At 39.1% G+C, this 25,341-nt stretch carries 21 protein-coding genes; 16 read left to right on the forward strand and 5 right to left on the reverse strand.

The window, feature by feature from the left end:
* Positions 1 to 145 precede the first annotated feature (145 nt).
* The 4 genes from rppH (at position 146) to DPX34_RS07635 (ending at position 4,866) form a co-directional block, all read left to right on the forward strand.
* Complete coding sequence (gene rppH / locus DPX34_RS07620; RefSeq protein ID WP_111977816.1) at positions 146 to 667, forward strand: RNA pyrophosphohydrolase; 522 nt, start codon at positions 146 to 148, stop codon at positions 665 to 667.
* Complete coding sequence (gene ptsP / locus DPX34_RS07625) at positions 664 to 2,937, forward strand: phosphoenolpyruvate--protein phosphotransferase (RefSeq protein WP_111977817.1); 2,274 nt, start codon at positions 664 to 666, stop codon at positions 2,935 to 2,937. The genes rppH and ptsP overlap by 4 nt, the downstream gene beginning before the upstream one ends.
* Positions 2,938 to 3,029: 92 nt before the next feature.
* Positions 3,030 to 3,836, forward strand: a complete 807-nt coding sequence (locus tag DPX34_RS07630; protein ID WP_111977818.1) for a sulfite exporter TauE/SafE family protein — start codon at positions 3,030 to 3,032, stop codon at positions 3,834 to 3,836.
* Between the two features lie 196 nt (positions 3,837 to 4,032).
* On the forward strand, positions 4,033 to 4,866 hold the full coding sequence (locus DPX34_RS07635) for a thymidylate synthase (protein ID WP_111977819.1): 834 nt from the start codon (positions 4,033 to 4,035) through the stop codon (positions 4,864 to 4,866).
* A 410-nt stretch (positions 4,867 to 5,276) separates the two neighbouring features.
* Here the strand turns inward: DPX34_RS07635 and DPX34_RS07640 are convergent, their stop codons facing one another.
* From DPX34_RS07640 to rpsT, 4 genes are all read right to left on the reverse strand, one after another.
* Positions 5,277 to 6,212 carry a diguanylate cyclase domain-containing protein gene (locus DPX34_RS07640; protein ID WP_111977820.1) on the reverse strand — a complete coding sequence of 312 codons (936 nt, stop codon included), beginning with the start codon at positions 6,210 to 6,212 and terminating at the stop codon, positions 5,277 to 5,279.
* Between the two features lie 382 nt (positions 6,213 to 6,594).
* Positions 6,595 to 7,065, reverse strand: coding sequence for a hypothetical protein (locus DPX34_RS07645; RefSeq protein WP_111977821.1), 471 nt, complete (start codon positions 7,063 to 7,065; stop codon positions 6,595 to 6,597).
* Between the two features lie 14 nt (positions 7,066 to 7,079).
* Complete coding sequence (locus DPX34_RS07650) at positions 7,080 to 8,447, reverse strand: M28 family peptidase (RefSeq protein WP_111977822.1); 1,368 nt, start codon at positions 8,445 to 8,447, stop codon at positions 7,080 to 7,082.
* A gap of 194 nt (positions 8,448 to 8,641) precedes the next feature.
* Positions 8,642 to 8,902: a 30S ribosomal protein S20 gene (gene rpsT / locus DPX34_RS07655; protein ID WP_111977823.1), complete on the reverse strand. Its 261-nt coding sequence runs from the start codon at positions 8,900 to 8,902 to the stop codon at positions 8,642 to 8,644.
* Positions 8,903 to 9,186: 284 nt separating this feature from the next.
* Between rpsT and murJ the strand changes: the two genes are divergently transcribed.
* From murJ to DPX34_RS07715, 12 genes are all read left to right on the forward strand, one after another.
* Positions 9,187 to 10,755: a murein biosynthesis integral membrane protein MurJ gene (gene murJ, locus DPX34_RS07660; RefSeq protein ID WP_111977824.1), complete on the forward strand. Its 1,569-nt coding sequence runs from the start codon at positions 9,187 to 9,189 to the stop codon at positions 10,753 to 10,755.
* 53 nt (positions 10,756 to 10,808) lie between these two features.
* On the forward strand, positions 10,809 to 11,741 hold the full coding sequence (ribF, locus tag DPX34_RS07665; protein WP_111977825.1) for a bifunctional riboflavin kinase/FAD synthetase: 933 nt from the start codon (positions 10,809 to 10,811) through the stop codon (positions 11,739 to 11,741).
* Between the two features lie 112 nt (positions 11,742 to 11,853).
* Complete coding sequence (gene ileS / locus DPX34_RS07670) at positions 11,854 to 14,685, forward strand: isoleucine--tRNA ligase (protein ID WP_111977826.1); 2,832 nt, start codon at positions 11,854 to 11,856, stop codon at positions 14,683 to 14,685.
* An 18-nt stretch (positions 14,686 to 14,703) separates the two neighbouring features.
* On the forward strand, positions 14,704 to 15,210 hold the full coding sequence (lspA, locus tag DPX34_RS07675) for a signal peptidase II (protein WP_111977827.1): 507 nt from the start codon (positions 14,704 to 14,706) through the stop codon (positions 15,208 to 15,210).
* Between the two features lie 9 nt (positions 15,211 to 15,219).
* The gene (gene fkpB, locus DPX34_RS07680) at positions 15,220 to 15,654 is read left to right on the forward strand and encodes an FKBP-type peptidyl-prolyl cis-trans isomerase (protein ID WP_111977828.1); all 435 of its coding nucleotides are present in this window, start codon (positions 15,220 to 15,222) and stop codon (positions 15,652 to 15,654) included.
* A 29-nt stretch (positions 15,655 to 15,683) separates the two neighbouring features.
* The gene (gene ispH / locus DPX34_RS07685; protein WP_111977829.1) at positions 15,684 to 16,613 is read left to right on the forward strand and encodes a 4-hydroxy-3-methylbut-2-enyl diphosphate reductase; all 930 of its coding nucleotides are present in this window, start codon (positions 15,684 to 15,686) and stop codon (positions 16,611 to 16,613) included.
* A gap of 387 nt (positions 16,614 to 17,000) precedes the next feature.
* Positions 17,001 to 17,615, forward strand: coding sequence for a type IV pilus modification protein PilV (pilV, locus tag DPX34_RS07690; RefSeq protein WP_111977830.1), 615 nt, complete (start codon positions 17,001 to 17,003; stop codon positions 17,613 to 17,615).
* Between the two features lie 25 nt (positions 17,616 to 17,640).
* Positions 17,641 to 18,645, forward strand: a complete 1,005-nt coding sequence (locus DPX34_RS07695; RefSeq protein ID WP_111977918.1) for a PilW family protein — start codon at positions 17,641 to 17,643, stop codon at positions 18,643 to 18,645.
* The gene (locus DPX34_RS07700) at positions 18,642 to 19,193 is read left to right on the forward strand and encodes a pilus assembly PilX family protein (protein WP_111977831.1); all 552 of its coding nucleotides are present in this window, start codon (positions 18,642 to 18,644) and stop codon (positions 19,191 to 19,193) included. The genes DPX34_RS07695 and DPX34_RS07700 overlap by 4 nt, the downstream gene beginning before the upstream one ends.
* A gap of 7 nt (positions 19,194 to 19,200) precedes the next feature.
* Entirely contained in the window at positions 19,201 to 22,956 is a 3,756-nt protein-coding gene (locus DPX34_RS07705) for a pilus assembly protein (protein ID WP_157964650.1), read from the forward strand.
* Positions 22,956 to 23,438, forward strand: a complete 483-nt coding sequence (locus tag DPX34_RS07710) for a type IV pilin protein (protein WP_111977833.1) — start codon at positions 22,956 to 22,958, stop codon at positions 23,436 to 23,438. Before DPX34_RS07705 ends, DPX34_RS07710 begins: the two co-directional genes overlap by 1 nt.
* Positions 23,438 to 23,752: a hypothetical protein gene (locus DPX34_RS07715; protein WP_111977834.1), complete on the forward strand. Its 315-nt coding sequence runs from the start codon at positions 23,438 to 23,440 to the stop codon at positions 23,750 to 23,752. The genes DPX34_RS07710 and DPX34_RS07715 overlap by 1 nt, the downstream gene beginning before the upstream one ends.
* A 77-nt stretch (positions 23,753 to 23,829) precedes the next feature.
* Here DPX34_RS07715 and DPX34_RS07720 read toward each other — a convergent pair whose 3' ends face one another.
* On the reverse strand, positions 23,830 to 25,275 hold the full coding sequence (locus tag DPX34_RS07720) for a polysaccharide lyase family 7 protein (RefSeq protein ID WP_111977835.1): 1,446 nt from the start codon (positions 25,273 to 25,275) through the stop codon (positions 23,830 to 23,832).
* Between the last annotated feature and the right edge of the window lie 66 nt (positions 25,276 to 25,341).

The raw sequence follows: 25,341 nt of genomic DNA on the forward strand, positions 1-25,341 counted from the left end.
GCTGTTTTTTTCGCCTTTTAGCGGTTTTTTTATTCAAAGTGCAAATTATTATCAATACTAAGGCTAAATAACAGATAAGTCGTTTGCGCATGTTGCAAGTTTGTGAAAAAATCAATCTATACAAATATTTTATTGCGAGATTAACGTGATTGATGCCGAAGGTTATCGAGCTAACGTCGGTATAGTCATTTGTAATCGATATGGACAAGTCTTCTGGGCGAAGCGGTTAGGGCAGCACTCTTGGCAATTTCCACAAGGTGGAGTTGATGAAGGTGAGACAGCTGAAGAAACAATGTACCGTGAGTTATTTGAAGAAGTCGGATTGCGCAAAGATGATGTTGAAATTCTTTGTTATACCCGTAACTGGTATCGATATAGATTACCGAAACGCTTAATTAGAAAAGATTCCTCACCTGTTTGTATTGGTCAAAAACAACGTTGGTATTTATTACGTTTAACCTGCCAAGAAAGTGATGTGAATTTATTACACTCATCTCATCCCGAATTTGATGATTGGCGTTGGGTCAGTTTTTGGTATCCAGTTAGACAAGTCGTATCGTTTAAACGTGACGTATACCGTAAAGTATTAAAAGAGTTTGCTTCAGTGGCCATGCCCTTTATCAAACGAAAAGATAATAAAAAGAGACGGAGACAATATCGAAAATGATCACCGCGCTAAAACGCATTGTTGAGGAATTTGTTCAACAACAAGAGCTAGAGCGTGCGCTGACTGATGTTGTGTCTCAAGTTAAAGAGGCAATGTCGACAGAGTGCTGCTCGCTATACTTAGCTGATCATGAGCAGCAGCACTTTTTGTTAATGGCAACTGACGGTTTATCGAGTCATGCTGTTGGTGAAGTTGTTATTGGGTTTAATCAAGGTTTAGTCGGTTTGGTGGGGCAACGTGAAGAACCTGTTAATGTCGCTAATGCGCAAGCACATCCACGATTTTTAAAAACCCCGCAAGTTCAAGAAGATAATTTTAATTCATTTTTAGGGACTCCCATCATCCACCAACGTAAAGTTTTAGGTGTGATGTCGGTTCAACAAACGAATACACGCGTATTTGGTGAAGATGAAGTCGCATTTTTAGTTACATTGGCTGCTCAACTGGCCTCTGCGATTGCTAATGTGGGCATACAAAAGATCACCCGTAAATCGGCTAATAAACCGTCTAATGATTTATCTAAAAAACAAATTGAAGGTGTACCTGGATCTGCCGGTATTGCGATTGCAACGGCTTATGTTCTTGAACCTGAAATTACGTTTAATTCAATTTTACCTCGGCGTGAAGCTAACAGCCCTAAAGAGTTAATTAAATTTCAGCAAGCCATTAAAAATACACGCAATCAGTTAGGTGAATTAGCCGCGCGTATGAATACGTTATTACCATCTGAAGTTTCTGCTATTTTTGATGTTTACAATCATTTGCTGAGTGATGCTAGTTTAGGTATTCAGGTTAACGAACATATTAATGCGGGTTGGAATGCGGCCACATCACTTAAATTTGTTATTGAAAATACGATTAGAGAATTTTCAGAAGTTGATGATGATTATATTCGTGAACGTGTCACGGATATTCGTGATATTGGTCAGCGAGTATTAGTCAACTTAATGCAAAAAGATATCGCTAAACGGGTCATGCCTGAACAGTTTGTATTGGTTGCAGATGAAGTAACCGCGAGTATGTTAGCTGAGCTGCCTCGCGAAAATATTAAAGGTATTTGTTCAAGAAGAGGTTCAAGTAGCTCCCACGCCAGTATTTTAGCGAGTGCGCTGGGAATTCCTGCGGTTATGGGCTTAAATGACTTACCTATTAACTCAATTGATGGGCATTCTATTGTTCTAGATGGTTATAGTGGTCATATTTATATTAACGCTGACGAATCGATCAAGCGTGAATATAAACGTTTACAAACAGAAGAGTTAGAGCTCAATGATTTAGTTCAAGCGTTAGCCGACAAGAAAGCAGTCACGATTGATGGTACTCCTGTTGCTTTGCATATTAATACCGGTCTTGTGACTGACTTTGATATCATTCATGGTTTAGATATTGATGGTATTGGATTATACCGCACGGAAATTCCGTTTATGATCCGTCAGCGTTTTCCTACTGAATCTGAACAGGTTGAACTTTATAAAAGTGTATTACAATCATATCCCGATAAACCCGTTTGCATGCGAACGTTAGATGTAGGTGGCGATAAACCATTACCCTATTTCCCATTAGAAGAAGATAACCCTTTTTTAGGCTGGCGTGGTATTCGTATGACGCTAGATCACCCTGAAATTCAGCTTGTGCAAATGCGAGCGATGTTACGAGCTAACATTGAAACCAATAATCTTAATATTCTTTTACCGATGATCACGTCTATTTCAGAAGTTGAAGAATCAATTCGATTGTTAAATCAAGCTTATGCTGAATTAACGGAAGAGTTAAAAATTGATATTCCTTGGCCTAAACTTGGTGTCATGCTTGAAGTCCCTGCCGCTATTTATCAAATTGAAAAGTTGGCATCGCTTATTGACTATTTTTCTATTGGGACTAACGATTTAACGCAATATTTATTAGCTGTAGATCGGAATAATGCACGGGTTGCTAACTTATATGATTATTATCATCCTGGCGTTTTACAGGCATTACAATTTACGATAAATGAATGTAATAAGCATAAAATTCCTGTAACAATTTGTGGTGAAATGGCAGGTGAAGCCATTGGTATTATTTTGCTTTTAGCGATGGGGTGTACGCGTTTCAGTATGAGTGCGCAAAATTTATTAAAAGCCAAGTGGATTTTACGCCATATATCGCTGCAAGATGCGCATGAATTATTAGCTGAGATCAGTGTCATGTCTTGCCCTAAAATGATTAGGGAAGTCATGATCGATAAATTAGAACAAATAGGTTTAGGTGGTTTTATACGCGCCGGCAAATAATGACGATGACTCATTGCTCCAATCATCGAAGATAAACCTTCTGCTTGATTAACTAACCTGCAATTTTAATTCTGTTTTATAAGTAGACATTTATGGATTTTGTATCACTCGCTATTTTATTTTTGTTAACCGGTGTTGTGGCGGGGATTCTTGCTGGCTTTTTAGGCATCGGTGGTGGGCTTGTTGTTGTGCCATTATTAACTATTTCACTTCCCTTGGTTGGTGTGCAGCAAGAAAACGTGATCACAATGGCTATTGGTACCTCTTTGGCGACCATTATTTTTACCGCGATGTCTTCGCTTATCGCTCATCAGAAAAGGGCTAATATAATTTGGCCTGCGGTCTTTAGTTTATTTCCTGGCATTATGTTGGGTAGTATGTTGGGCGCAGCGATAGGGACACAAATTGCATCAAAAAGTTTAACGTTGATTTTTGGTTGTTTTTGTACTTTTTTAGCTATTTATACGTTGTTTGGTGATAAATGGTTTAAACCTAAATGGGATTACAACAGTAGCCGAAATTGGCTCTCTCTCGTTGGTTTCATTATCGGTGGCGGTTCGAGCATGGTCGGTATTGGTGGTGGGACGTTATTAGGACCGTGGTTGATTTGGCTTGGTTTAGAAGCTAAAAGAGCCGTTGGTACCTCCGCTGCATGTGGTTTTTTTATTGCGATCTTTGGTTCGGCTAGTTATTTAATTACCGGTGTTGGCTTGACTGACTTGCCTGAGTATTCTTTAGGTTATATTTATTTACCGGCGTTTTGGGGCATCATTATTATGTCGATGTTAACGGCACCTTTAGGCGCTAAAATGGCGAGTTATTTTGCACCTAAAACAATTAAAATATGTTTAGGTTTAGCTTTATTTACCGCCGCAAGTAAAATGTTCTTTAGTTTGTGAAAACGACTATCAAGATCCTTGCCCAGTTCTGCTACCTCTGTATTATTTAACTACTTAACTTTGCTTTTATAACAACGTTTTAAGTTAGGAATTGTTATTCAAATTTAAAACTGAGTAGTATAATTGGTTTATGCGTTTAGGTTCATGCTGATTGATATATTCACCAATAGCTTGTGCCACTAATTGAGATGATAAAATGAAACAATATTTAGATTTAATGCAGCATGTGCTCGATAAAGGAACAAAAAAAGAAGATAGAACAGGAACCGGGACTTTAAGCGTATTTGGCTACCAAATGCGTTTTGATTTAGCTGACGGTTTTCCATTAGTTTCGACTAAAAAATGCCATCTTCGTTCTATTATTCATGAGTTACTTTGGTTTTTAAAAGGCGAAACTAATATTGCTTATTTAAAAGAAAATGGTGTTTCAATTTGGGATGGTTGGGCAACAGAAGAAGGCGAGCTTGGTCCTGTTTATGGTAAGCAGTGGCGTTCGTGGGAAGACTCAAATGGCGAATCGATTGATCAAATTAGTGAATTGGTTGAGCAATTAAAAAATAATCCTGATTCTCGCCGTTTAATTGTAAGTGCATGGAACCCCGCTGTATTGCCTGACACTACTTTTTCACCGTCTGAAAATGCTGCGATGGGGCGTCAAGCGTTGCCGCCTTGCCATACTCTTTTTCAATTTTATGTAGCGGATGGAAAATTGAGCTGCCAGTTATATCAACGCAGCGCTGACATTTTTTTAGGTGTGCCCTTTAATATTGCAAGCTATGCTTTATTAACAATGATGTTAGCTCAGGTTTGTGATTTAGAGTTAGGCGATTTTGTTCATACGCTAGGTGACGCGCATTTATACTTAAATCATTTAGATCAAACTAAATTACAGTTAAGTCGAGAGCCTAAAGCGTTGCCGATATTGAAAATAAACCCAGATGTAAAAGATATATTTGGTTTTAAATTTGAAGATTTTGAATTAACCGGATATGAACCTCACCCTCATATTAAAGCAAGCGTTGCTATATAGTTTAACCGATATATAGTCTTCTCGCTCAGGTTTTATAGGTCATTGTCAGCACTTACTCGCCCCAATCACATAGTAGAGCATATGCTCATGGGGTCTCGAAGCTTGACTGCTTCCCCTAAAACCCGAGCGCTTTGACTATAGTTAAACTTATACCCAAGTGACTTGAGTAGGGATACCTAAGCTTAACGTGTTGTTAATTGCTTTGAGCTTAGATTCTCATCTATGATTTTTTCCTACCGCTAGGGCGTGTTTAGCTTTGTCGTATCGATTTTGTTCAATTTCAAAGCGTTTTGATCGCGGTATTGGCTTGATGGCATAGTGGAATAACGACACCGCAATCGCTCTGCCTTGTATAAATCGTGCAAATACGGCTGCAAAAGCATACACAAAAGATAAACACGCCCTAGGCTTTAAAAAGTGTAAGTACCAAACTTATACTTGTTTCGGCCACTGTATTTCGCCGAGTAGAGCAGTTGGTCTGCAGCATCCATAACTGATTCAATATTAGATTCAAGACAAGGGCAGTGATTAATTGCACCTATACTGATACTTAGAATAGGGTGGGTGTCTGATTTTTCGTGTGGAATATCTAAATCTAATACGGCTTCATTACACTCTGCCAAAATTTGCTCATTTAATGCTGAATTATTTTCTGGAAAGTAAAAATAAAACTCTTCGCCGCCACATCGATAAATATGTCCATCATATTTATATAAAATACGTTTTATGCTATTCGATATTTTGCGTAAAACGATATCACCTTTCAAATGCCCATAAAAATCATTATAGTTTTTAAAATGATCGACATCGGCAATACCAAATATGATTTTTTGTTTCTTTTTAGACGCTGTATGCCAGAGAATTTCAGAGTCTGTTTCCCATTTTCTCCGGTTAGGGATTTCAGTTAAAATATCAACATGGGCAAACTTTTCTAATAACTTTCGCTGCCGAACGATCTCTAGATGGGCGTTCACACGAGCAAAGATGATTGTGTGGTTGAAAGGTTTATGAATATAGTCACATGCGCCTAATTTTAAGCCTTTTGCTTCGTCATCTTCACTATGCAAACCGGTAATAAAAATAACGGGAATATGAGCTAGCTGGGGCGTATTTTTAAACTGAGTGATCAGATCAAAGCCATTTTGGTTTGGCATGATAATATCAAGTAAAATGAGATCGGGTTGAATATCGATTGCTTTTTGAAACCCGCTGTCGGCATCTTTAGTTAAGATGACTTTGTAGTGATCGCGAAAAATACTCGAAAGTACTTTTAAATTAACGCTCTCATCATCGATACATAAGATTGTGAACGTTTTGTCTTTTGCTCTGCGGTTGTCTACATCCATTCTATTATTTCCATATTAAGAAGGCTTGTTATTTTTATCGGTATTACTTTTTTGAACGATAGCCATAGCTCATAAACGGGTTATTCTATCGGTGAATATAGTGCAATATACTTTCGTTTTTAACTCAGCTAAATGTACTAATTTAATATAATTTAATTTAAGAGTTGGCTGTTTGCAATTAGTTGCTTAGACCGAATGTGGTAATCGAGTTGTTGAATGTGAATAATTAGGGTGGGGAGATAAGTGCCCAACTAACCTTTTTTAGGAAAAATCACGAATAACGTTATTAGGCTTTATTATTAAACTTTATAGAACAAAAGTAAGAACTGACAAAACTTATTTTACCTGTTTTCACTTTACAAGACGTTAGGCGCTACTGGGGTTATTCTAGTAACTTACCGATCACCGAAAAGATCCCTTTTTTCTCGACTAATAAATAACGCTGACAATTTTGTTTAGTTTGAATGGTATTGCAGATATAAAGCCACTCTCCGCCATTATCGATATTTACTGTGCCATTAGAATCTAAAATTTTTCCCTTTGTAAGGCCTAAAAAACTCGGTATATATATACTCTCTGTTACTATTTTCAGCTTTTCATATTTTATAAGTTTTGGGTACGGCACAATAATCAGTAAAAATAATATAAAACCGCCGATGCTTAACATTTGCTTCGGTGTTGCTGGCTTTTTTTCGACGACCGGTGGCGCATTTTGAGCCGCTTCAGCTGCTTGAATTGCTGCCATTTTTGCTTGAATAGTAGCTTGCTGTTTGGCAATAGCATTCGCTTTCTTTTTTTTCGCGAGTTGGCGATTATATGCTTCTTGGTCGAGTAACTTTTGCTTATTAGCCATACTTATTTCCTTTCTTACCTAAATACCATATCGCTATTGGCAACGCTAAAGATAAACAAACTGTAAGCGGCAACATTTTGTTTTACGTTAGCGATATCTATTTTATCTAAAGTATCGTTTGCTGTGTGGTGAAAATCAAAATAATCCGTACCGTCTTGTACTAGACTAACCACGGGCACACCCGCATCAGCTAAATGAATAATATCAGGGCCACCATATGCTTGATTATGTCCGCGCTGAATATTTAAAGGCAATAAATAGTCATAAATTATATCTGCATTTTTTATTTTAGCGTCTGAAAAGCGAGTATCAAACCGCCAAATGGTGCCTGCGCCAAAGTCAGATTCTGCGGCGACAATGATATTTTGTAAATTACTTTTATTTTTCTCAACATATAGTTTAGCACCTCGTGAACCAAATTCTTCATTAGCAAAAAGAATAACCCGAATACTGCGCTGTGGTTGAGCGAAATTTTTAATGATATGTGCAGAGGCTGTTACGATCCCAACGCCTACTGCGTTATCAATTGCGCCCGTGCCTTGATCCCATGAATCAAGATGAGCGGCTAATACAATAAATTCATCCGGCGATTCTGTGCCTGTTATTTCACCGACGACATTATATGAATTAAGCCATTTATTTTCTGATGTTTGAATATTCAGGCTCATGTTTACACTATCGCCATACATGAGGATACGTTCAAGTTGATCTGCGTCGGTATTTGATAGGGCGGCAGCGGGGATTTTAGGGGTGTTTTTAGCATAAAACATGGCACCAGAGTGCGGGAAATTTGTATTGCTTGTACCAATAGAACGAATGACTAGCGCTTTAGCGCCTAATCTTGCGGCAATAATGGCACTTTTTGTTCTAATGTTGACTAGGCTAGTATAAGCATCGCCTACCCTATCTTTAGGTAATTTAACTGAAATAAACACTATTTTATTTTGAACTTGTTCAACGTTAGCATCAACTAACTCACCAAGTGATTTGAATAGGATAACCTCTCCAGTTAAACCCTCCTTTGGCGTGGAAATTGAGCCACCCAAAGCCACGATATTTAATGTGTGCTTGAAAGGCGAGTCTACGGTGGCGGTTGCGCTTTTTTGTTGCCAATTACGCACAGGAACCGCTTGTTTATAAACCTTATCAAAACCTAATGCATTAAGTTTGTTTTCTGCCCACATCACGGCTTTCATATCGTTGGGTGAACCTGCCAATCTTGGACCTATTTCGGTTGTTAACGAAGTAATGAGTTCGTAGGCAAGTGTACTTTGCATTGCAATTTCTTTTAATTGCTCTGCATTTGGATCGGGTTGTGCGATTGCATGGCGAGCCAAAAGTAAAGAGAGTAGACTGATTAAGCAGAAAAAACGTAAATTCATGTTTATTAGGTTTGTTTAATGAGTTGTGCAGATTGCAGATAGTTGATTGAGTTTACCTTGTTAAGCACTGAGGGGGAACTGTTATTCCAGAGCCAAAGTTATACAACCGGTGTATTTTGTACTAAAAGTTATGCACTTTAGATACAAAAAAACCGCCCGAAGGCGGTTTTTTTAAGTTAGAACAATATAATAAATTATAAAGCTTTAACTTTAGCGCTAAGACGGCTCATATGACGAGCTGCTTTGTTCTTGTGGATTAAACCACGAGTAGCAAAACGGTCTAAAATAGGCTGAACGTCAGATAATGCCTTTTGAGCAATTTCTTTATCACCAGCGTCGATCGCTGCGATTACTTTTTTCAAGTAAGTACGCATCATTGAGCGACGGCTAGCGTTGTGTTTGCGACGTTTTTCAGATTGAATTGCGCGCTTTTTAGCAGACTTAATGTTAGCCAAAACCAAACTCCTAAACGAAAAATAGGTTACCCTTATTTGAGGGCGGGGAATATGCCTTTTTTTCAGCCGTAAGTCAATCTAAATATCATTTTATGCTTATATTTTTATGAAAAATTTAAAATAAGCTGTCTATAGGTCATTTCAAGTCGTTTAAATCTTACGCTAAATGGTTAACTGAAGTATAAGTTAAAGCGTCATGGTCTTTAAATTAACTAGGTTTATTTCTATCAAGCCGATAAACTTCACGCCCATCTATTATCGATACATAAACAAGTAATCCCCCATTGAGCAAAAAATTAATTAAATCCAGTCTTATATTTAGTTTTATGACCCTGATCTCGCGTGTATTGGGTTTGGTTAGAGACGTCGTTGTTGCCAATTTAATGGGCGCTGGTGCGGCTGCAGATGTTTTCTTCTTTGCAAATAAAATCCCTAATTTTTTGAGACGTTTATTTGCCGAAGGGGCTTTTGCTCAGGCATTTGTGCCTGTTTTAGCCGAATACAAAGAAACAAAGCCAGAAGATGAAGTTAAGTTGTTGATCGCTAAAGCGTCAGGCACCTTAGGGTGTATCATTTTAATGGTTACTTTGTTTGCGGTTATTTGTGCGCCGGTATTAGTGGCTTTATTTGGCACAGGTTGGTTTATTGATTGGTTACATGATGGGCCAAATGCTGATAAATTCGATTTGGCTAGTAGCATGCTGCGTATTACATTCCCTTATCTCTTTTTTATTTCTTTAGTTGCTTTATCGGGGGCGATATTAAATACCTATGGGCGTTTTGGTGCTGCGGCTTTTACGCCAGTCTTGCTGAATATTGTTATTATTCTATTCGCCACTTTAGGTCAATTTGAACAACCCGCATTTGCCCTTGCTTGGGGGGTCTTTTTTGGCGGTTTAGTGCAATTACTTTTTCAGCTGCCTTTTTTATTCAAGGTAGGCGCTATCGCACGACCTCGTTGGGGCTGGCATGATGATGGTGTTAAAAAGATACGACTGCTAATGATCCCCGCTCTATTTGGTGTATCGGTTAGTCAAATAAACTTATTATTCGACACTTTTTTGGCTAGCTTTTTACAAACGGGATCAATTAGCTGGTTATATTACGCAGATCGTTTATTAGAGTTTCCACTGGGGTTATTTGGTATCGCTATTTCAACGGTCATTTTGCCGCAATTAGCGAAAGATCATGTTAAGTCTGACGAGACTCATTTTTTACAAACAATGGATTGGGGCGTTGCGACGATCTGTTTATTAGGTTTACCTTCTGCAGTCGGGCTTGCGCTACTAGCGGAACCTATGCTGATGGTTTTATTTATGCGTGGTGCGTTCGATATGACGGTAGTCACGCATTCTGCGCACAGCTTAATTGCTTATTCATCGGGCTTGTTGTTTTTCATGTTAATTAAAGTGCTCGCGTCCGGTTTTTATTCAAGACAAGATACCAAAACACCGGTCAGTATTGGTATCAAAGCAATGATCGCGAATATGGTTTTTAACCTTATTTTGATTTTTCCGTTAGCTCATGTCGGCTTAGCTTTAGCTACATCGATGTCGGCATTATTTAATGCGGGTTTTTTATATTACACATTGCGAAAACAAGGTGTTTACACAATGGGTAAACAAGTTAAAACAAATCTTATTCGTATTATTTTAAGTGTGTTGATCATGGCTGTCTTTTTGATTGTTTATGCGCCAGATTCGGTTGAATGGCTTAACTATTCGACGGTTGAACGGATTCTTAACTTAGTTTATTTAATATTCAGCGGCTTTTTAATCTACATTTTGGCTCTTTTTGTTAGTGGAGCCCGTTTAAAACAGTTTAAACCGGCTGCATTTAATCGTCTATCTTGAAGTCAATCGTGTATGCGTTATAATCCGAGCCCGAAAAAATAAGTTGTAGGTATATGGAGTTACTCCGTAATTTAAGCAGTGTGACTGCCCGCCATCATGGCTGCGTATTAACAATTGGTAATTTTGATGGCGTTCATCGTGGTCATGAAGCTGTACTTAAACAAGTGCTTACTCAATCGGCTGCCTTAAATTTACCTGCCGCGGTAATGGTTTTTGAGCCGCAGCCCGCAGAAGTGTTTAATCCTGAAGCGGCGCCAGCACGCTTAACGCGATGGCGAGAAAAATATAATTTATTCAAAGCGGCGAATATTCAACGAATGTTGTGTTTACGCTTTTCACCCGCGTTTGCAGAAATACAAGCCGAGACATTTATTGAAGCGCTATTAGTTAAAAAATTAGGTGTGAAGTATTTAGTTGTTGGTGATGATTTTAGATTTGGCCAAGGTCGTAAAGGAACTTTTTCGATGTTGCAGCAAGCCGGAGAAAAATTTGGTTTTCAGGTAACGGATACCGCCTCTTGTCGGCAAGAAGGAGAGCGCATTAGTAGCACGCTTATACGGCAAGCTATCCATAAAAATGATTTTGAACGAGCTGAGCATTTATTAGGGCGCCCTTATAGTATCATTGGTAAAGTTGTACATGGCGACAAAAAAGGTCGGACTATCGGTTTTCCAACGGTAAATATTTTATTACGTCGTTGTGTGTCACCCGTTAAAGGTGTTTATGCCGTGCAAGTTAAGTATAAAAACCATATTTTTGATGGTGTTGCCAATGCTGGCACTCGTCCTACCGTTAAAGGTGCTCGACAGCAATTAGAAGTGCATTTATTTAATTTTAGTGGCGACTTGTACGGGCAAGAGCTCGATGTCACATTTAAGCACAAAATAAGAGATGAACATAAGTTTGAAACGTTTCAAGCTTTAAAGCAACAAATTGAACTTGATGCTGCTTTCGCTATAGAATGGCTTCATGCTAACAAAGGCTAAAGCGGTATCACGTTTTAAAAAATATATTATTGAATTAAACATAATTGCTTATTTTAAGTGTTAATGTTTTAACCTAATCTGTGAATGATTTTTATCAGGAATGCCCAACTCAATGAGTGATTACAAACATACTTTAAACTTGCCCGATACTGAATTTCCAATGCGTGGCAACTTGGCTCAACGTGAACCAAAAATGCTAAATAGCTGGAATGAAAAGAAATTATACCAAGCTATTCGTGACGCTCGACAGGGTGCAGAACAATTTATATTACATGATGGTCCTCCATACGCGAATGGTGATATTCATATCGGCCATGCAGTTAATAAAGTATTAAAAGATATCATCGTAAAAGCCAAAACGTTATCAGGTTTTGATGCGCCCTATGTGCCTGGTTGGGATTGTCATGGTTTACCGATTGAGCTTAAAGTTGAAAAGAAGGTGGGCAAGCCAGGTAAAAAAGTAACCGCCGCTCAATTTAGACAAAAATGTCGTGAATATGCGCAAACGCAAGTTGATGGCCAAAAAGCTGACTTTATGCGTTTAGGAGTATTAGGTGATTGGGACAATCCTTATTTGACCATGGACTTCAAATTTGAAGCCAACATCATTCGTTCATTAGGTAAAATCATTGATAATGGTCATTTAGAAAAAGGCTTTAAGCCTGTTCATTGGTGCACAGATTGTGGTTCTGCTTTAGCAGAGGCCGAAGTTGAGTATCAAGACAAACAATCACCAGCCATTGATGTACGCTTTACTTTAACCGATGATGCTATTGCGAGTAAATTTAGTTTAGCTGACGAATCAAAAGCAGGTACAGGTAAAATATCAACGGTTATTTGGACTACAACTCCGTGGACACTACCCGCAAACCGCGCCGTGTGTATTCATCCTGATGTTGAATATACATTAGTTCAAGTGGAAAACGGTGATCAGAGTGAACGTTTAATCTTAGCATCTGATTTAGTTAAATCGGCTATGGACCGCTTTGGTTTTGAACACTACCATGCTTTGGGTTTTGTTAAAGGTGAAGCCTTAGAACATGCACAAGCTCAACACCCTTTTTACGATTTTACGGTACCGGTTATTTTAGGTGATCATGTCACGACGGATTCGGGTACAGGTTGTGTTCATACCGCCCCTGGCCATGGTCAAGACGATTTTGTTGTTGGTCAAAAATATAACTTAGAAGTAGCGAACCCTGTTGGCAGTAATGGTGTGTATTTAGAAGGTACGCCATTATTTGAAGGCAAGCATGTATTCAAAGCCAATGCAGATGTAGTTGACGTACTTAATGAAAAAGGTGCGCTTGTTCATCATCATGCTTACGAGCATAGCTATCCGCATTGCTGGCGTCATAAAACGCCGATTATCTTCCGTGCCACACCACAATGGTTTGTCGCGATGGACAAGGCGGGTCTTCGTGAAAAATCAATTGAAGCGATTAAAGATACACGCTGGATCCCAGCTTGGGGTGAAGCGCGTATTCAAAACATGGTTGAGAGTCGACCTGATTGGTGTATTTCTCGTCAACGCACATGGGGTGTTCCTATCGCCTTGTTTGTTCATAAAGATACAGGCAACTTGCATCCTAAAAGCTTAGCCTTAATAGAAGAAGTGGCATTAAAAGTTGAAGAACAAGGTATTCAAGCTTGGTTCGACTTAGATGCTGAAACATTGATCGGTAAAGATGCTGAAGAGTTTGTAAAAGTCGCTGACACATTAGATGTTTGGTTTGATTCAGGTGTTACGCATGCGTGTGTTATCGCCGCTCGTGAAACGTTTACTAAATCAGCTGATTTATATTTAGAAGGTTCAGATCAACATCGTGGTTGGTTTATGTCGTCACTGATGACAGGCATAGCCATCAATGGCGAACCACCATATAAACAAGTATTAACACATGGCTTTACGGTGGATGCACACGGTAAAAAAATGTCTAAATCATTAGGTAATACGGTTGCTCCGCAAAATGTTGTTAATAAATTGGGCGCTGATATTTTACGTTTGTGGGTTGCTTCTGCTAATTACACGGCTGAAATGACGGTATCAGATGAAATATTAAAACGCTCTGCAGATGCTTATCGTCGTATTCGCAATACGGCTCGCTTTTTATTAGCCAATTTGACAGGGTTTAATCCTGAAACGGATATGGTTGCTAACGATGATCTCATTGCATTAGATCGTTGGGCGGTTGCAAAAGCACTTGAAACACAAAATGATATTTTAGCTGCTTATGATGATTATCAGTTCCATGGTGTTGCACAAAAATTAATGCAATTCTGTTCAATTGATATGGGTAGTTTCTATCTTGATGTGATTAAAGACCGTCAATATACAGCCAAATCAGATGGTTTAGCCCGCCGTTCTTGTCAAACCGCAATGTACCATATTGTGCAAGCGCTCGTTCGTTGGATGGCGCCAATTATGAGCTTTACGGCACAAGAAATTTGGCAAACGTTGCCTAATCATAAAGAAACGGAATTTGTATTTACTGAAACCTGGTATGACGGATTATTTGGTCAAGCTGAAGATAGTGAATATGATGATGCGTTTTGGGCAACGGTTATGCAAGTAAAGCCAGAAGTAAACCGCGTAATAGAGCAAAGTCGTAAAGATAAATTAGTCGGTAGTGCGTTAGAGGCTGAAATAGTCGTTTATGTATCTGACGATATTTACACACCACTGCTTAAGTTAGGTGATGAATTACGCTTTGTATTAATTACATCGGGCGCTTCTGTTGCTAAATTAGCTGATGCTCCAGCTGATGCGTTAGCCACTGATAACGCCAATGTTAAAGTCAGCATTAGTAAATCGACTGGCAAAAAGTGTGATCGTTGTTGGCATTATACAGATGATGTAGGTAGTCACCCTGAACATGAAGAAATTTGTGGTCGTTGCATAACTAATATTGAAGGCGATGGCGAAATTCGTCAATTTGCATAAATATTTAAAGGATTTTAAATGCAGGTTTTTAAAAATACGGGTTTACGATGGATTTGGTTAACCCTCGTTATATTGGTGCTTGACCAAGCAACTAAATTGGCCGTTCTTGATAGTTTAGTGTTATACGAACGAATTAATTATGCACCCTTTTTTAATTTAGTTTATGTACAAAATTTTGGGGCCGCCTTTAGTTTTTTAGCTGATGCGGGCGGTTGGCAACGTTGGTTCTTTACTGGCATTGCTGCTGCTGCTGCCATTTTATTAGCGTACTGGTTATATAAAACACCGGCTGAACAAAAAATAATTCCAATCGGATTTAGTTTAATACTCGGCGGCGCTTTAGGTAATTTGTACGACCGAGTAGCCTACGGTTATGTGGTCGATTTTCTGGATTTTTACATTAATAATTACCATTGGCCTGCATTTAATGTAGCGGATATGGCCATTGTGATCGGTGCTGGATTTGTACTTCTTGATTCATTTACCTCCGATAAAAAATCAGAAAGCTCTGAAAATAAAAATTAAGCAAAGTTAATGACAAAAATAATTGATCGTTCAAGCGAAGTCGTGCTTCATTTTTCTATATTATTAGAAGACGGCTCAGCAGCAGAAAGTACAAAAGTAAACAATAAACCCGCTAAATTTGTAATGGGTGATGGCTCGTTAACGCCGAGTTTTGAACAGTGTTTGCTTGGGTTAAAAGAAGGCGATAAAAAAGCCGTTAAACTTGAACCAGCAGACGCTTTTGGCTTGCCTAACCCTGATAATATATATCATATGGATCGAACAAAGTTTGGATCTGATGCACCCGCTGAAGTTGGTGCGATTATCGCCTTTACTAACCCTGACGGTTCTGAGATCCCTGGTATCGTACGTGAAGTTGTGGGTGATTCTGTTACTGTTGATTTTAATCATCCACTTGCTGGGCAAGTCGTAACGTTTGATGTCGAAATTTTAACGATAAATTAATGCGTTAAATATTATACAAGGTTATTTAGATGAAAATTGAACTCGCTAATCCTCGCGGCTTTTGTGCTGGTGTTGATCGTGCTATTAGTATTGTTGAGCGTGCGATAGAGTTATTTAATCCACCTATTTATGTACGTCATGAAGTGGTACATAACAAATATGTTGTAGATGGCTTGCGTGATCGCGGTGCAGTTTTTGTTGATGAATTAACAGAAGTACCTGATGATAGCATCGTTATTTTTAGTGCGCATGGCGTATCACAAGCGGTACGGCAAGAAGCTAAAAAACGTGAATTAAAGATATTCGATGCGACTTGTCCTCTCGTGACTAAAGTTCATATGGAAGTGAATCGTGCGAGTCGACGCGGCACTGAATGTATATTGATAGGTCATCAAGGTCACCCCGAAGTCGAAGGCACTATGGGACAATATGCTAATGATGAAGGCGGAATTTATCTCGTAGAATCTGAGGTTGATGTCGAGTCTCTTATTGTTAAGGATCCTGATAACTTACAGTATTGCTCACAAACCACCTTGTCAGTCGACGATACGGCTGATGTTATTGATGCTTTACGCATTAAGTTTCCAAATATTCAAGGCCCACGTAAAGACGATATTTGTTATGCAACACAAAATAGACAAGATGCTGTACGTCAATTAGCCGCGACCAATGATGTTGTACTGGTAGTTGGGGCTAAAAATAGCTCTAATTCAAACCGCTTGCGCGAACTGGCTGACAAGTTAGGTGCGACAGCCTATTTAATTGATACCGCAAACGATATTCAAACGGCTTGGTTTGAAAATGCAAAAGGTGTTGGTGTAACGGCGGGGGCTTCAGCGCCAGAAATCTTAGTGCAACAAGTTATCGAACGCTTAAAATCGTTTGGTGGTGTTAATGTGGCAGAAACACAAGGTATAGAAGAAAATGTTGTTTTCGCTCTGCCGGTAGAATTACGTTAATTCTTTTAACTACGTCTCATTTTTTGAACAAAAAGTAGGCAGCTTTAAAAATCACGACTAAGCTTAAACTGTTTAGTAACTGCTTAGTGATTTAGCGTTAATCACAATTTTAACGCTACGAGGTTATGATGTACTCATTTAAAGCTGAATTGACACAAGGTAAGTTTAACTTTTTAAACTTACTCTCTCCTTATTTTAACCAAATTATACTGTTTGGTTATTCGCCAATCTTCATTTTTTTGAACTACATTTATACCTATACCCAAGTAATTAAAAGGTGATTTTTATCTCACCTCACTTTGATATGAATTAAATATTTTGATTACGTGTTTAACATCGAATTAATCGTTGTTAAGCGCGAAAGGTCTTAATTTATAGGTTGTCGATATGCGTTCAAATAAAGGGTTCTCGTTAGTCGAATTAATGGTTGCAATGTTAATACTCACTACGGGTGTAGTGGGTTCAATCGCCATACAAAGCCATGCAAAAAAAAATAGTTTTGACGCTATTCAACGGGCACAAGCCACCGCGTTAGCACACGACATAATTGAACGAATGCGTGGCAACAAAACGCAATTAGCCTCATATGCAGGCACTGATTTTGGTTCTAAAGAATGGAGTAACGTTACGTTGTGCCACCGAACCACCACAACGACTAACTCCGTCAGCTGCACCCCAGAACAACTTGCTACATACGACATCTATCAATGGGATCAGGCCATTAGAGGAGGGCATGTTACTAAAACGGTTACCGATGATAATGGTGATTCTACCATTAAAATTGGCGGCTTAATAAACCCAACTGGCTGTATAGTTATTACACCTGCAACAAATGCTGCGGGCTCATCAAATTTAACGGGTGCGGGGTCGGTAACGGTTGTTGTGAGTTGGCAAGGGCGCTTTGGCACTAAAGATGCAAATGTCGCAAGTGGTAATAATTGTGGTGGTTCAGATGTTGATAAAAAACGTCGCGAAGTCAGCATGACGGCTTATATTTTTTAAGGCTAAATAATAAGGAACTCACAGCATGTTAAAACCAAAAGGGTTTAGTTTAGTCGAAATGCTCATCGCGGGCGTATTAGGTTTAGTGGTGTTTGGCGGCATGATTAATTTATTTATTGCATCTGATTCGATAACGGAAGACACAGTGCAAAATGGCGAATTACAAGAAGTCGGTACGTATGCCTTAAATGTATTAACCAAAGATTTAATGATGCATGGTTATTTTGGTGAATACACGGGCAGCAACATGATGAATGCTAATTTACATGCCTCGGCCGTGTCCGAAGATTGTACAGGCGAAAATGGCAATAATGGGTCTTTTCCTAATACCTCTGATTTTTCATTTCGGACGTTATGGATGATGATTGCAACCGGTGTTGATGACTTTGGTTGCATCGTGAATGCCAAAGCCGGTAGCACTATTTTGCAAATTAAGCGGGGTATTAGTGACGAGCTTGACCCCGGTGATGAGAAAAAAACACGCTATTACATAAAAAGTAATCGCGACGAAATTCATTTTTACGCGGGCAATGATCAAGCGTCGGTTAATACAAGCATGGCTAAAAATTTAATAATGGAATACCAGAATCGAATTTACTACGTCAGAATTGAAGACCAAGGTGGTATTAGTGTTCCAATTTTAGCGCGTTATCAGCTAGAAAAAGCAGAAGACGCGGCGGCTAATGCCGGTCGATTAACCAGTTATGATTTAGCTGAAGGTATTGAATATATTAATTTTTTGATGGGGGTCGATAATAATAGTGATGGTGTCGCTAATTTTTATTTACCCGTGGCAGATATGGCAACTAGCCGTGATTATTGGGATCAATCTGGTGGCATGGCTATTGTATCGGCCAAAGTGTTTGTTTTAGCGCGGGCGTTAACGCCTGACGAAAGTTTACAAAATAAAAATTCATACGATTTAGGTAGTTGGATATTTACGGCCAAAGGTGACGGCTACCGCAGAATGTTATTTACCAATACGGTCTATATCGCAAACAAAGGTTTGCAAGGGTGGGTAGAGCAATGAATAAACCGCTAATAAACAATATTAACCAAAAGCCAAGTCCGCTTTTTAATCGACGTTTACAGGTTATGGGGTTGCCCACTGAACAGCGAGGTGCCGCCTTATTTGCTGGGTTAATTTTTACTGCGCTGGTTACTTCATTGGCTGTTACTTTACTGAGTAGTAGTGTGATGGATCAAAAAATAGCGGCGGCTAACTCAGATCAAATTAGCTCACTTGATAAAGCTGTAGGTGGTGTTTCTCAAACTATTTATAAAGCGATTTATCGAAAAATAAGTAGCTCAAATTTTTTAGCTGAAAACAAGTCAATGGATAAAACAAAGTTAGAAGATGATCTCTATTTTGAAAGCCAAATTGATGTTATTGATGATTTATCAGGTGAACAATCAGCGACGGGCGGTTGTATTCGTGAAAAATACGCAGATGATGCCAGTACGATAAGTTGTAAAAATTACACGATTAACGTGACTAATGCTTATGGCAAAAATAAATCGGCTACAACATCGGTTAAAGCGGGTGTTAGCTACAAAACCAATAATAGTGATAGTTGAGGCTGTAATGAAAACTAAATTACTCTGTTTTATTTTTGCGTTTGCCTTACCGTTTAGCACATTAAGCGAAGACATTGAGTTGTACGTAAATCAAAATGCTGAGAGCGATGGCAATAACCCCCAAATTATGATCATTTTTGATAACAGTGGCAGTATGTCAAGTCCTGCTTATTCTCGTCCTACTTATGATCCGTCTGTTGTATACCCAATGGCCGCTAATAACTTAACCTACCGTGCGACTTATTTTGCAAAGGGTTCACGAGTAAACAGTTCAAGTATTCCTGAAGTTGAAGATGAAAATGAAGTGGGCGATGTCCGCCGTTTTGAACGCACCAACAATGCGTGTAACTCTTCACGTGAGCCTTTGTATGGTTTATGGCGTAAAAAAGATGCAGAGGGGGAGCCAGATGCCACTAATCCAATTGAGTATGGCGACGATATTCAAAACCGTGGTGATTCATTAAGTGACTATGAATTGATATCGGGTGGTGAGGGTACATATCTTGATCGCATTATTGAGTATAAAAATAGAGAATGGGTCGAACTCCGAGATAATAATGGCCTAAATGCCAACGATGTTATTGATTGTTATGCTGATACACCGCGTTGGGTTAGACGTCGACATGGCCACGATTATTATGAACCAGGCGATGATCAAAACCAAGCCACGATCAAACAGGGTAGTAATTTTTATGAATTCCCTGATGGATTTCCGGTTGATAATCAAAAATCAGGTAATCAGGCTATATACCATCTAGATGATAGCGATTCTGATTATGAAGATAATAAAGCTGACTTTGATGGTATAGAGTACACTACTTTATACACGGTTAATTACCTTAATTGGTATCATTCAAAAGCTGATTATGATAATCGCTCACGTTTAGCCGTTGCTAAAGAATCGATCACAAACCTCATTAATGCATCTTCTAATAGCGTTGATTATGGCCTCACCTTTTTTAATTATAATACGAATGATAGCAATAATGGTGGCCGTATTGTTAATGCATTAAATGACTATCCGATTGATGTTGTCTCCATTAAACAAAATGTAGCAAATGTGACGGCAAGTACTTATACCCCTCTAGCTGAATCTTTGTATGAAGTCTATCGATATTTCTCTGGTCAATCTGTGTTGTATGGTTATAACGCCGGATCATTAACACCGGCAAGAGATACGAGTGCTGAAAGCCCACTAGGGACTTATGAAAGCCCTGTTTTAGGGACTAATTGCCGAGACCAAATTTATGTGGTGATTATTACCGATGGAGAACCTTATTATGATGTTGCCGCTGATGATGCTATTCAAGCTTTAATTTCAGGTGATTCTGAATTAGAAGCCAACGGCATTGTTAATGATAGTTATTTACCGGCATTAGCGGGATACATGGCTAAAAATGATTTAAATAACGATTTAAGTGATGGTAAACAAACCGCTATTACTTACACCATTGGTTTTGGTGATGATGCTATCAATGATGCAGGCGATATACTCAATCAAACCGCTGTACTGGGTGGTGGGCATTATTATGAAGCAGCAGATGCCACACAGTTAACCAATGCATTGCAAAATGCGATTGTGTCTATTTTACAAACTAGCTCTTCTTTTACCTCTCCTGCGATTGCAGCTAACAATTTTGACAGAACTCACAGTTTAGATTCGGTTTATTTTTCTATGTTTTTACCCGAGCAAGGGCCTAAATGGCGTGGCAATATTAAAAAATTGAAGGTTATTAATAGCAAAATTGTAGATTCGGCGGGTAACAATGCCATTAATACGTTTGGCAATATAGAAGATACGGCCAAGTCATTTTGGGGCGGCACCAGTAATTGCAGCGGTGCTACCTCTTGTTCTGATGGAAATGATGTAGAAGATGGTGGGGTGGCTGAAGCGCTGGCTAAAGCAGAAGTGAGTTCACGCAAATTGTTAAGTGATATTGATTCTGGCGGTGGTTTAGCTACGTTTAATTACGATAACGTATCATCTTTTGATTTTGGTGAACCTGTAATCGATGTCATGAATGTATTGCTAACCGAAGTTGAAGACAATGTTAAGTGGGCGATGGGTTACGACATTGATGATTACGATCGCGATTTAAATGTAACTGAAATGCGCGAAGATGTGTTTGGTGATCCATTACACTCAAAACCTGTGGTGATTAATTATGGTGGTTTAACCGAAAGCACACAAGATTTACGCATTGTGGTGGGCACAAATGCAGGGGCTCTGCATATGTTTAAAGATAGCTCAAACGCGACGTCGGTTTCTGAATCTTGGGCTTTTTACCCGCGCAAATTTTTCCCGAATATACAAAATTTACGTTTTGATACCTCTGGCAAAGTCTATGGTATAGACGGCTCACCTGTTGTTTATACCAACGATAAAGACAATGACGGTATTATTGAGCAAAGTGCAGGCGAAAAAGCGATCGTTATATTTGGTTTACGCCGAGGTGGGCGCGATTATTATGCATTAGATATTAGTGACCCGGATGATCCTAAATTACTTTGGCATATTAAGGGGGGCAGTGGCGATTTTGCCGAGTTAGGGCAAAGCTGGAGTAAACCAGTTGTTGGATATATTAACCATAAATCACATACTAATGGTGATCCGGTTATCTTTTTCTCTGGTGGATACAATGGTGATTCAGATACCGGAAGTAGCTCTACAAATCCAGGGCGAGGTGTTTTTATTGTTGATGTGTTAACCGGTGGGTTAATTTGGAAGGCAACCTCAAGCGCTTATTCAAGTGGCAGTAAAAATACGTATGCGAATTTTAAACATGCAATACCGGGGCGAATAGCCATATTAGACAGCGATGGCAATGGGCTAATTGACCGCTTATATTCAGCCGATATTGGTGGTCATGTGTGGCGTATTGATTTAGCCAGTAGTGATCCTTTTTCATCGACTAAACCTTGGACCGTGCAAGAATTAGCGTCATTGGGTGGCTCGGGCTTGTCGGCTCGAAAATTCTTTGCTGAGCCGGTGATTGTGCGCACGGTGTTTAGCGAAGTAAAAGAGTTATTACTGGATTATGGTACTAAAACCGAAACGGTGACGAGTAAACGTGAGGTGCCATACGATGGTATATTATTAGGTAGTGGTGATAGAGCTAACCCGAATGATAAAGCGGTTAACGACATGATGTTTATGATCCAAGACCGTGACATTGTTACACGTTCTTTTGTTGCCCCTAGTGATTATGAGCCGATCACGGTCGATAATTTATATGATTTTTCAAACGATCCGTTCAGTAATCAAACCTCTGCCACGTTTGAAGCAAACCAAATATCGTTAGGTTCGAGTTTAGGTTGGAAATATGACTTTTCATCGTCAGGTGAAAAAGTGATGTCTCCGAGTCGTGCATTAGGTGGCATTGCTTACTTTACGTCATTTTTGCCTGGTGCTAAATCGGCTGATGTTAGTGCTTGTGAACTTGTTGCCGGCACGGGCAATTTATATGCCCTTGATTTTCATTATGGTACGCGAGTTTATAATTGGGAGAGCATTTCGCTAGGCGAGCGCATCCCTGATACACCGGTATTGTTTGCCGGAGACAACGCAGATGGATCATCTAACTTAACGTTAATTGGTGTAGGTAGCGGTGAAAATACAACGGGAACGATTGATTTAAAAGAGGTAAAAGCCGACCCTGATACTTGTGAAACGGGTGAGACTTGCGAAGCCACTAAAGTCGCAGATTACAATGCGCTTGAAGTCAAACGTACATACATTGCAATTAAAGAGGAAAGCCAATAATGCCAATAACAAAGCAGGCAAAAGGGCAGAACAATAAACAGATAAAAATACGAAAGCCCATAAGCGCTTTTTCTTTAATTGAACTCATGGTATCGGTTGCGATTGTTGGCATTATTGCGGCTATCGCAACACCGGCTTACATTGAATATTTAGGGCAGGGGTATCGCTCAGAAGCGATGCGTGAGTTAGTGACTGTGGTTAATTTGCAAGAGCAATATTTAATTGAAAATAGAACTTACACGACAGACATGAAAGAGTTAGGTTTTGCTGCTGACCCATACGAATCTGAAAATGAGCGTTATAAAATTGATGCAACGGCAATTGCTGATATTAGTTCTGATTTTATCGTCACCGCCACCGCAACGGATGCGCAAAAAGCAACTGATTTAACGTGTTATACCATTTCAATGAACTACCTTTTGCAAAAGTCGGCGACCGATAGTGAAGGTAATGATTCAACTGATACATGTTGGGGGCAATAATGAAACGAGCTAAAATATTTGCCTTGTGTTGTTTATTTAGTGCTTTTACTTTTTCAAGTTTTGCCGCTAAATATCCACAAGTTAAGTGTCACATAACCTACTTAAAAGCCGCATTAGAGCGACAAACCATTACACTGCAAGAGTTAGGGCCGTGGTTTACGAAGAGCATTGAACAAGAATTACGCGAGCGCTTTATTTATGATGAAGACGGTATAACAAAATTACCGGTTGTTGCTGTGCATGAGTGTGTTGATATAAAAGCTGAATTTTCTACTTCTATCGCACGAGAGCTTGAAAGAAACACCCCTTTTTAGTTTTTACATTGTTTAACGTAAAAAAACAGCACATTGATGTGCTGTTTTATTATTAACAACTACTTTTCTCGTCGAATCTATTCGCTTTCAGCATAGCCTGTATGGCTATTTTTTAATGCATAAAAGGTTGCCTGTACATAGTCATTTGCATCACTGCTGTTATTTTGATTATACACGCCTGCTTTAAAGTACATATATTGGCCGCCAACATCGTAACCACTGTTAGACATATCATGTTGGCGCACAACATCAGGTTTGCCTTCACGTATAATAGTTACTGTTAGTTCATGTCCAACAACTTGTATTTTATAGCTAAATTTTTCATTTAACGCGATACCATCACTAGGATTGCTTGCACTGTTAGTACGCGAACCTATTATTTCTATGTATTCGTCATTTTTACCAATCGGTTCGTGTGCAAAATAAATAGCGCCTTTACTATTACTGGGTAATTTACGGTAATATAAACGGATGGGCTCGTCGTCATTGGCGTGTATTTGGCCGATGATCACTCTGCCTATTTGATAATCTTCACCTGTGGTGGTGACATGATTAACTGCAACTGTCGCGAATAATTCACCATCTATTCCACCCGCGTTGTTTAAGTCGGCGCTAGGAGCCGTCGAGAAAACCCAATTATTTTTATTCACACCTTGTGTTTTATGAGATGTATTACCGCGGCGTAACATTTCACGTAATTCAGAGCGTACATATTTAGTATTGGTTGATGTTTTGAAACCTTGACTCGGGCTTTTGAATACGAGCCCTTTATCACTTGAAACATAGAAAAAATCAGAATTGCTGTACCCATTCATTAATTCAGTTTCTGATATTGAATCTGAAGTACCGCTGTTGTCATCATCAGTCGGGATGCTTAAATACCAATCAGCTAGATCAATACCTAGCTCATTAGGTAAAAGTGGAGTGCCGGCATTTTCGCATGCGTGAACATGAAACTCGACAATACTATTCCAATCATTCAATGTGTTTCCGTAACCTGTCAATTTTAAATAGCGAGCGGTTGTGGCTGTAATATTGTAACTTTCGAATGATGCTTGGGTGCCACTTGAGCTTGTTTTTGTTAATACGCTTTGCCAATTAGTTGCATCATCGGATGCTTCAATGCTAAACGTGCTTTGGCGTTCATCACCTTTAAACCACTGAATTTGAACTGAGTTTATTAGTTTACTTTCGCCTAAGTCGAGCTGTAACCAACGGTTTTGGCCTTCACTTGACCATTTTGAATCGCCGCTTGTATTGCCATCAATGGCTAAGCTTGGCGTGAAGCTTTCATCAAATAATCCTTCATCTGTTGCTTCGGCTATGTCATAAGCCACGGGGGCATTACAATCGATAACAGGGTCGGTTGTTGTATTGTCTTTATCGGTTGGTTCTGTTTTATCGGGATCAACATCGGTAATTGGCGATGGATCATTGGTTGGTGCAGTTGTACCACCGCTACTGCCACAACCAATAAGTGCGAGAATAAGAGAAGCGATTGTGAGCTGGGCTACGTTTTTCATATAAAATATCTCAATTGATAAAGCAAAATCATCCTTTATCGTTTGCTTTGATAGTGGTTATTAAAT

Source organism: Algibacillus agarilyticus (genome assembly GCF_003286125.1).
Lineage (GTDB): Bacteria > Pseudomonadota > Gammaproteobacteria > Enterobacterales > Alteromonadaceae > Algibacillus > Algibacillus agarilyticus.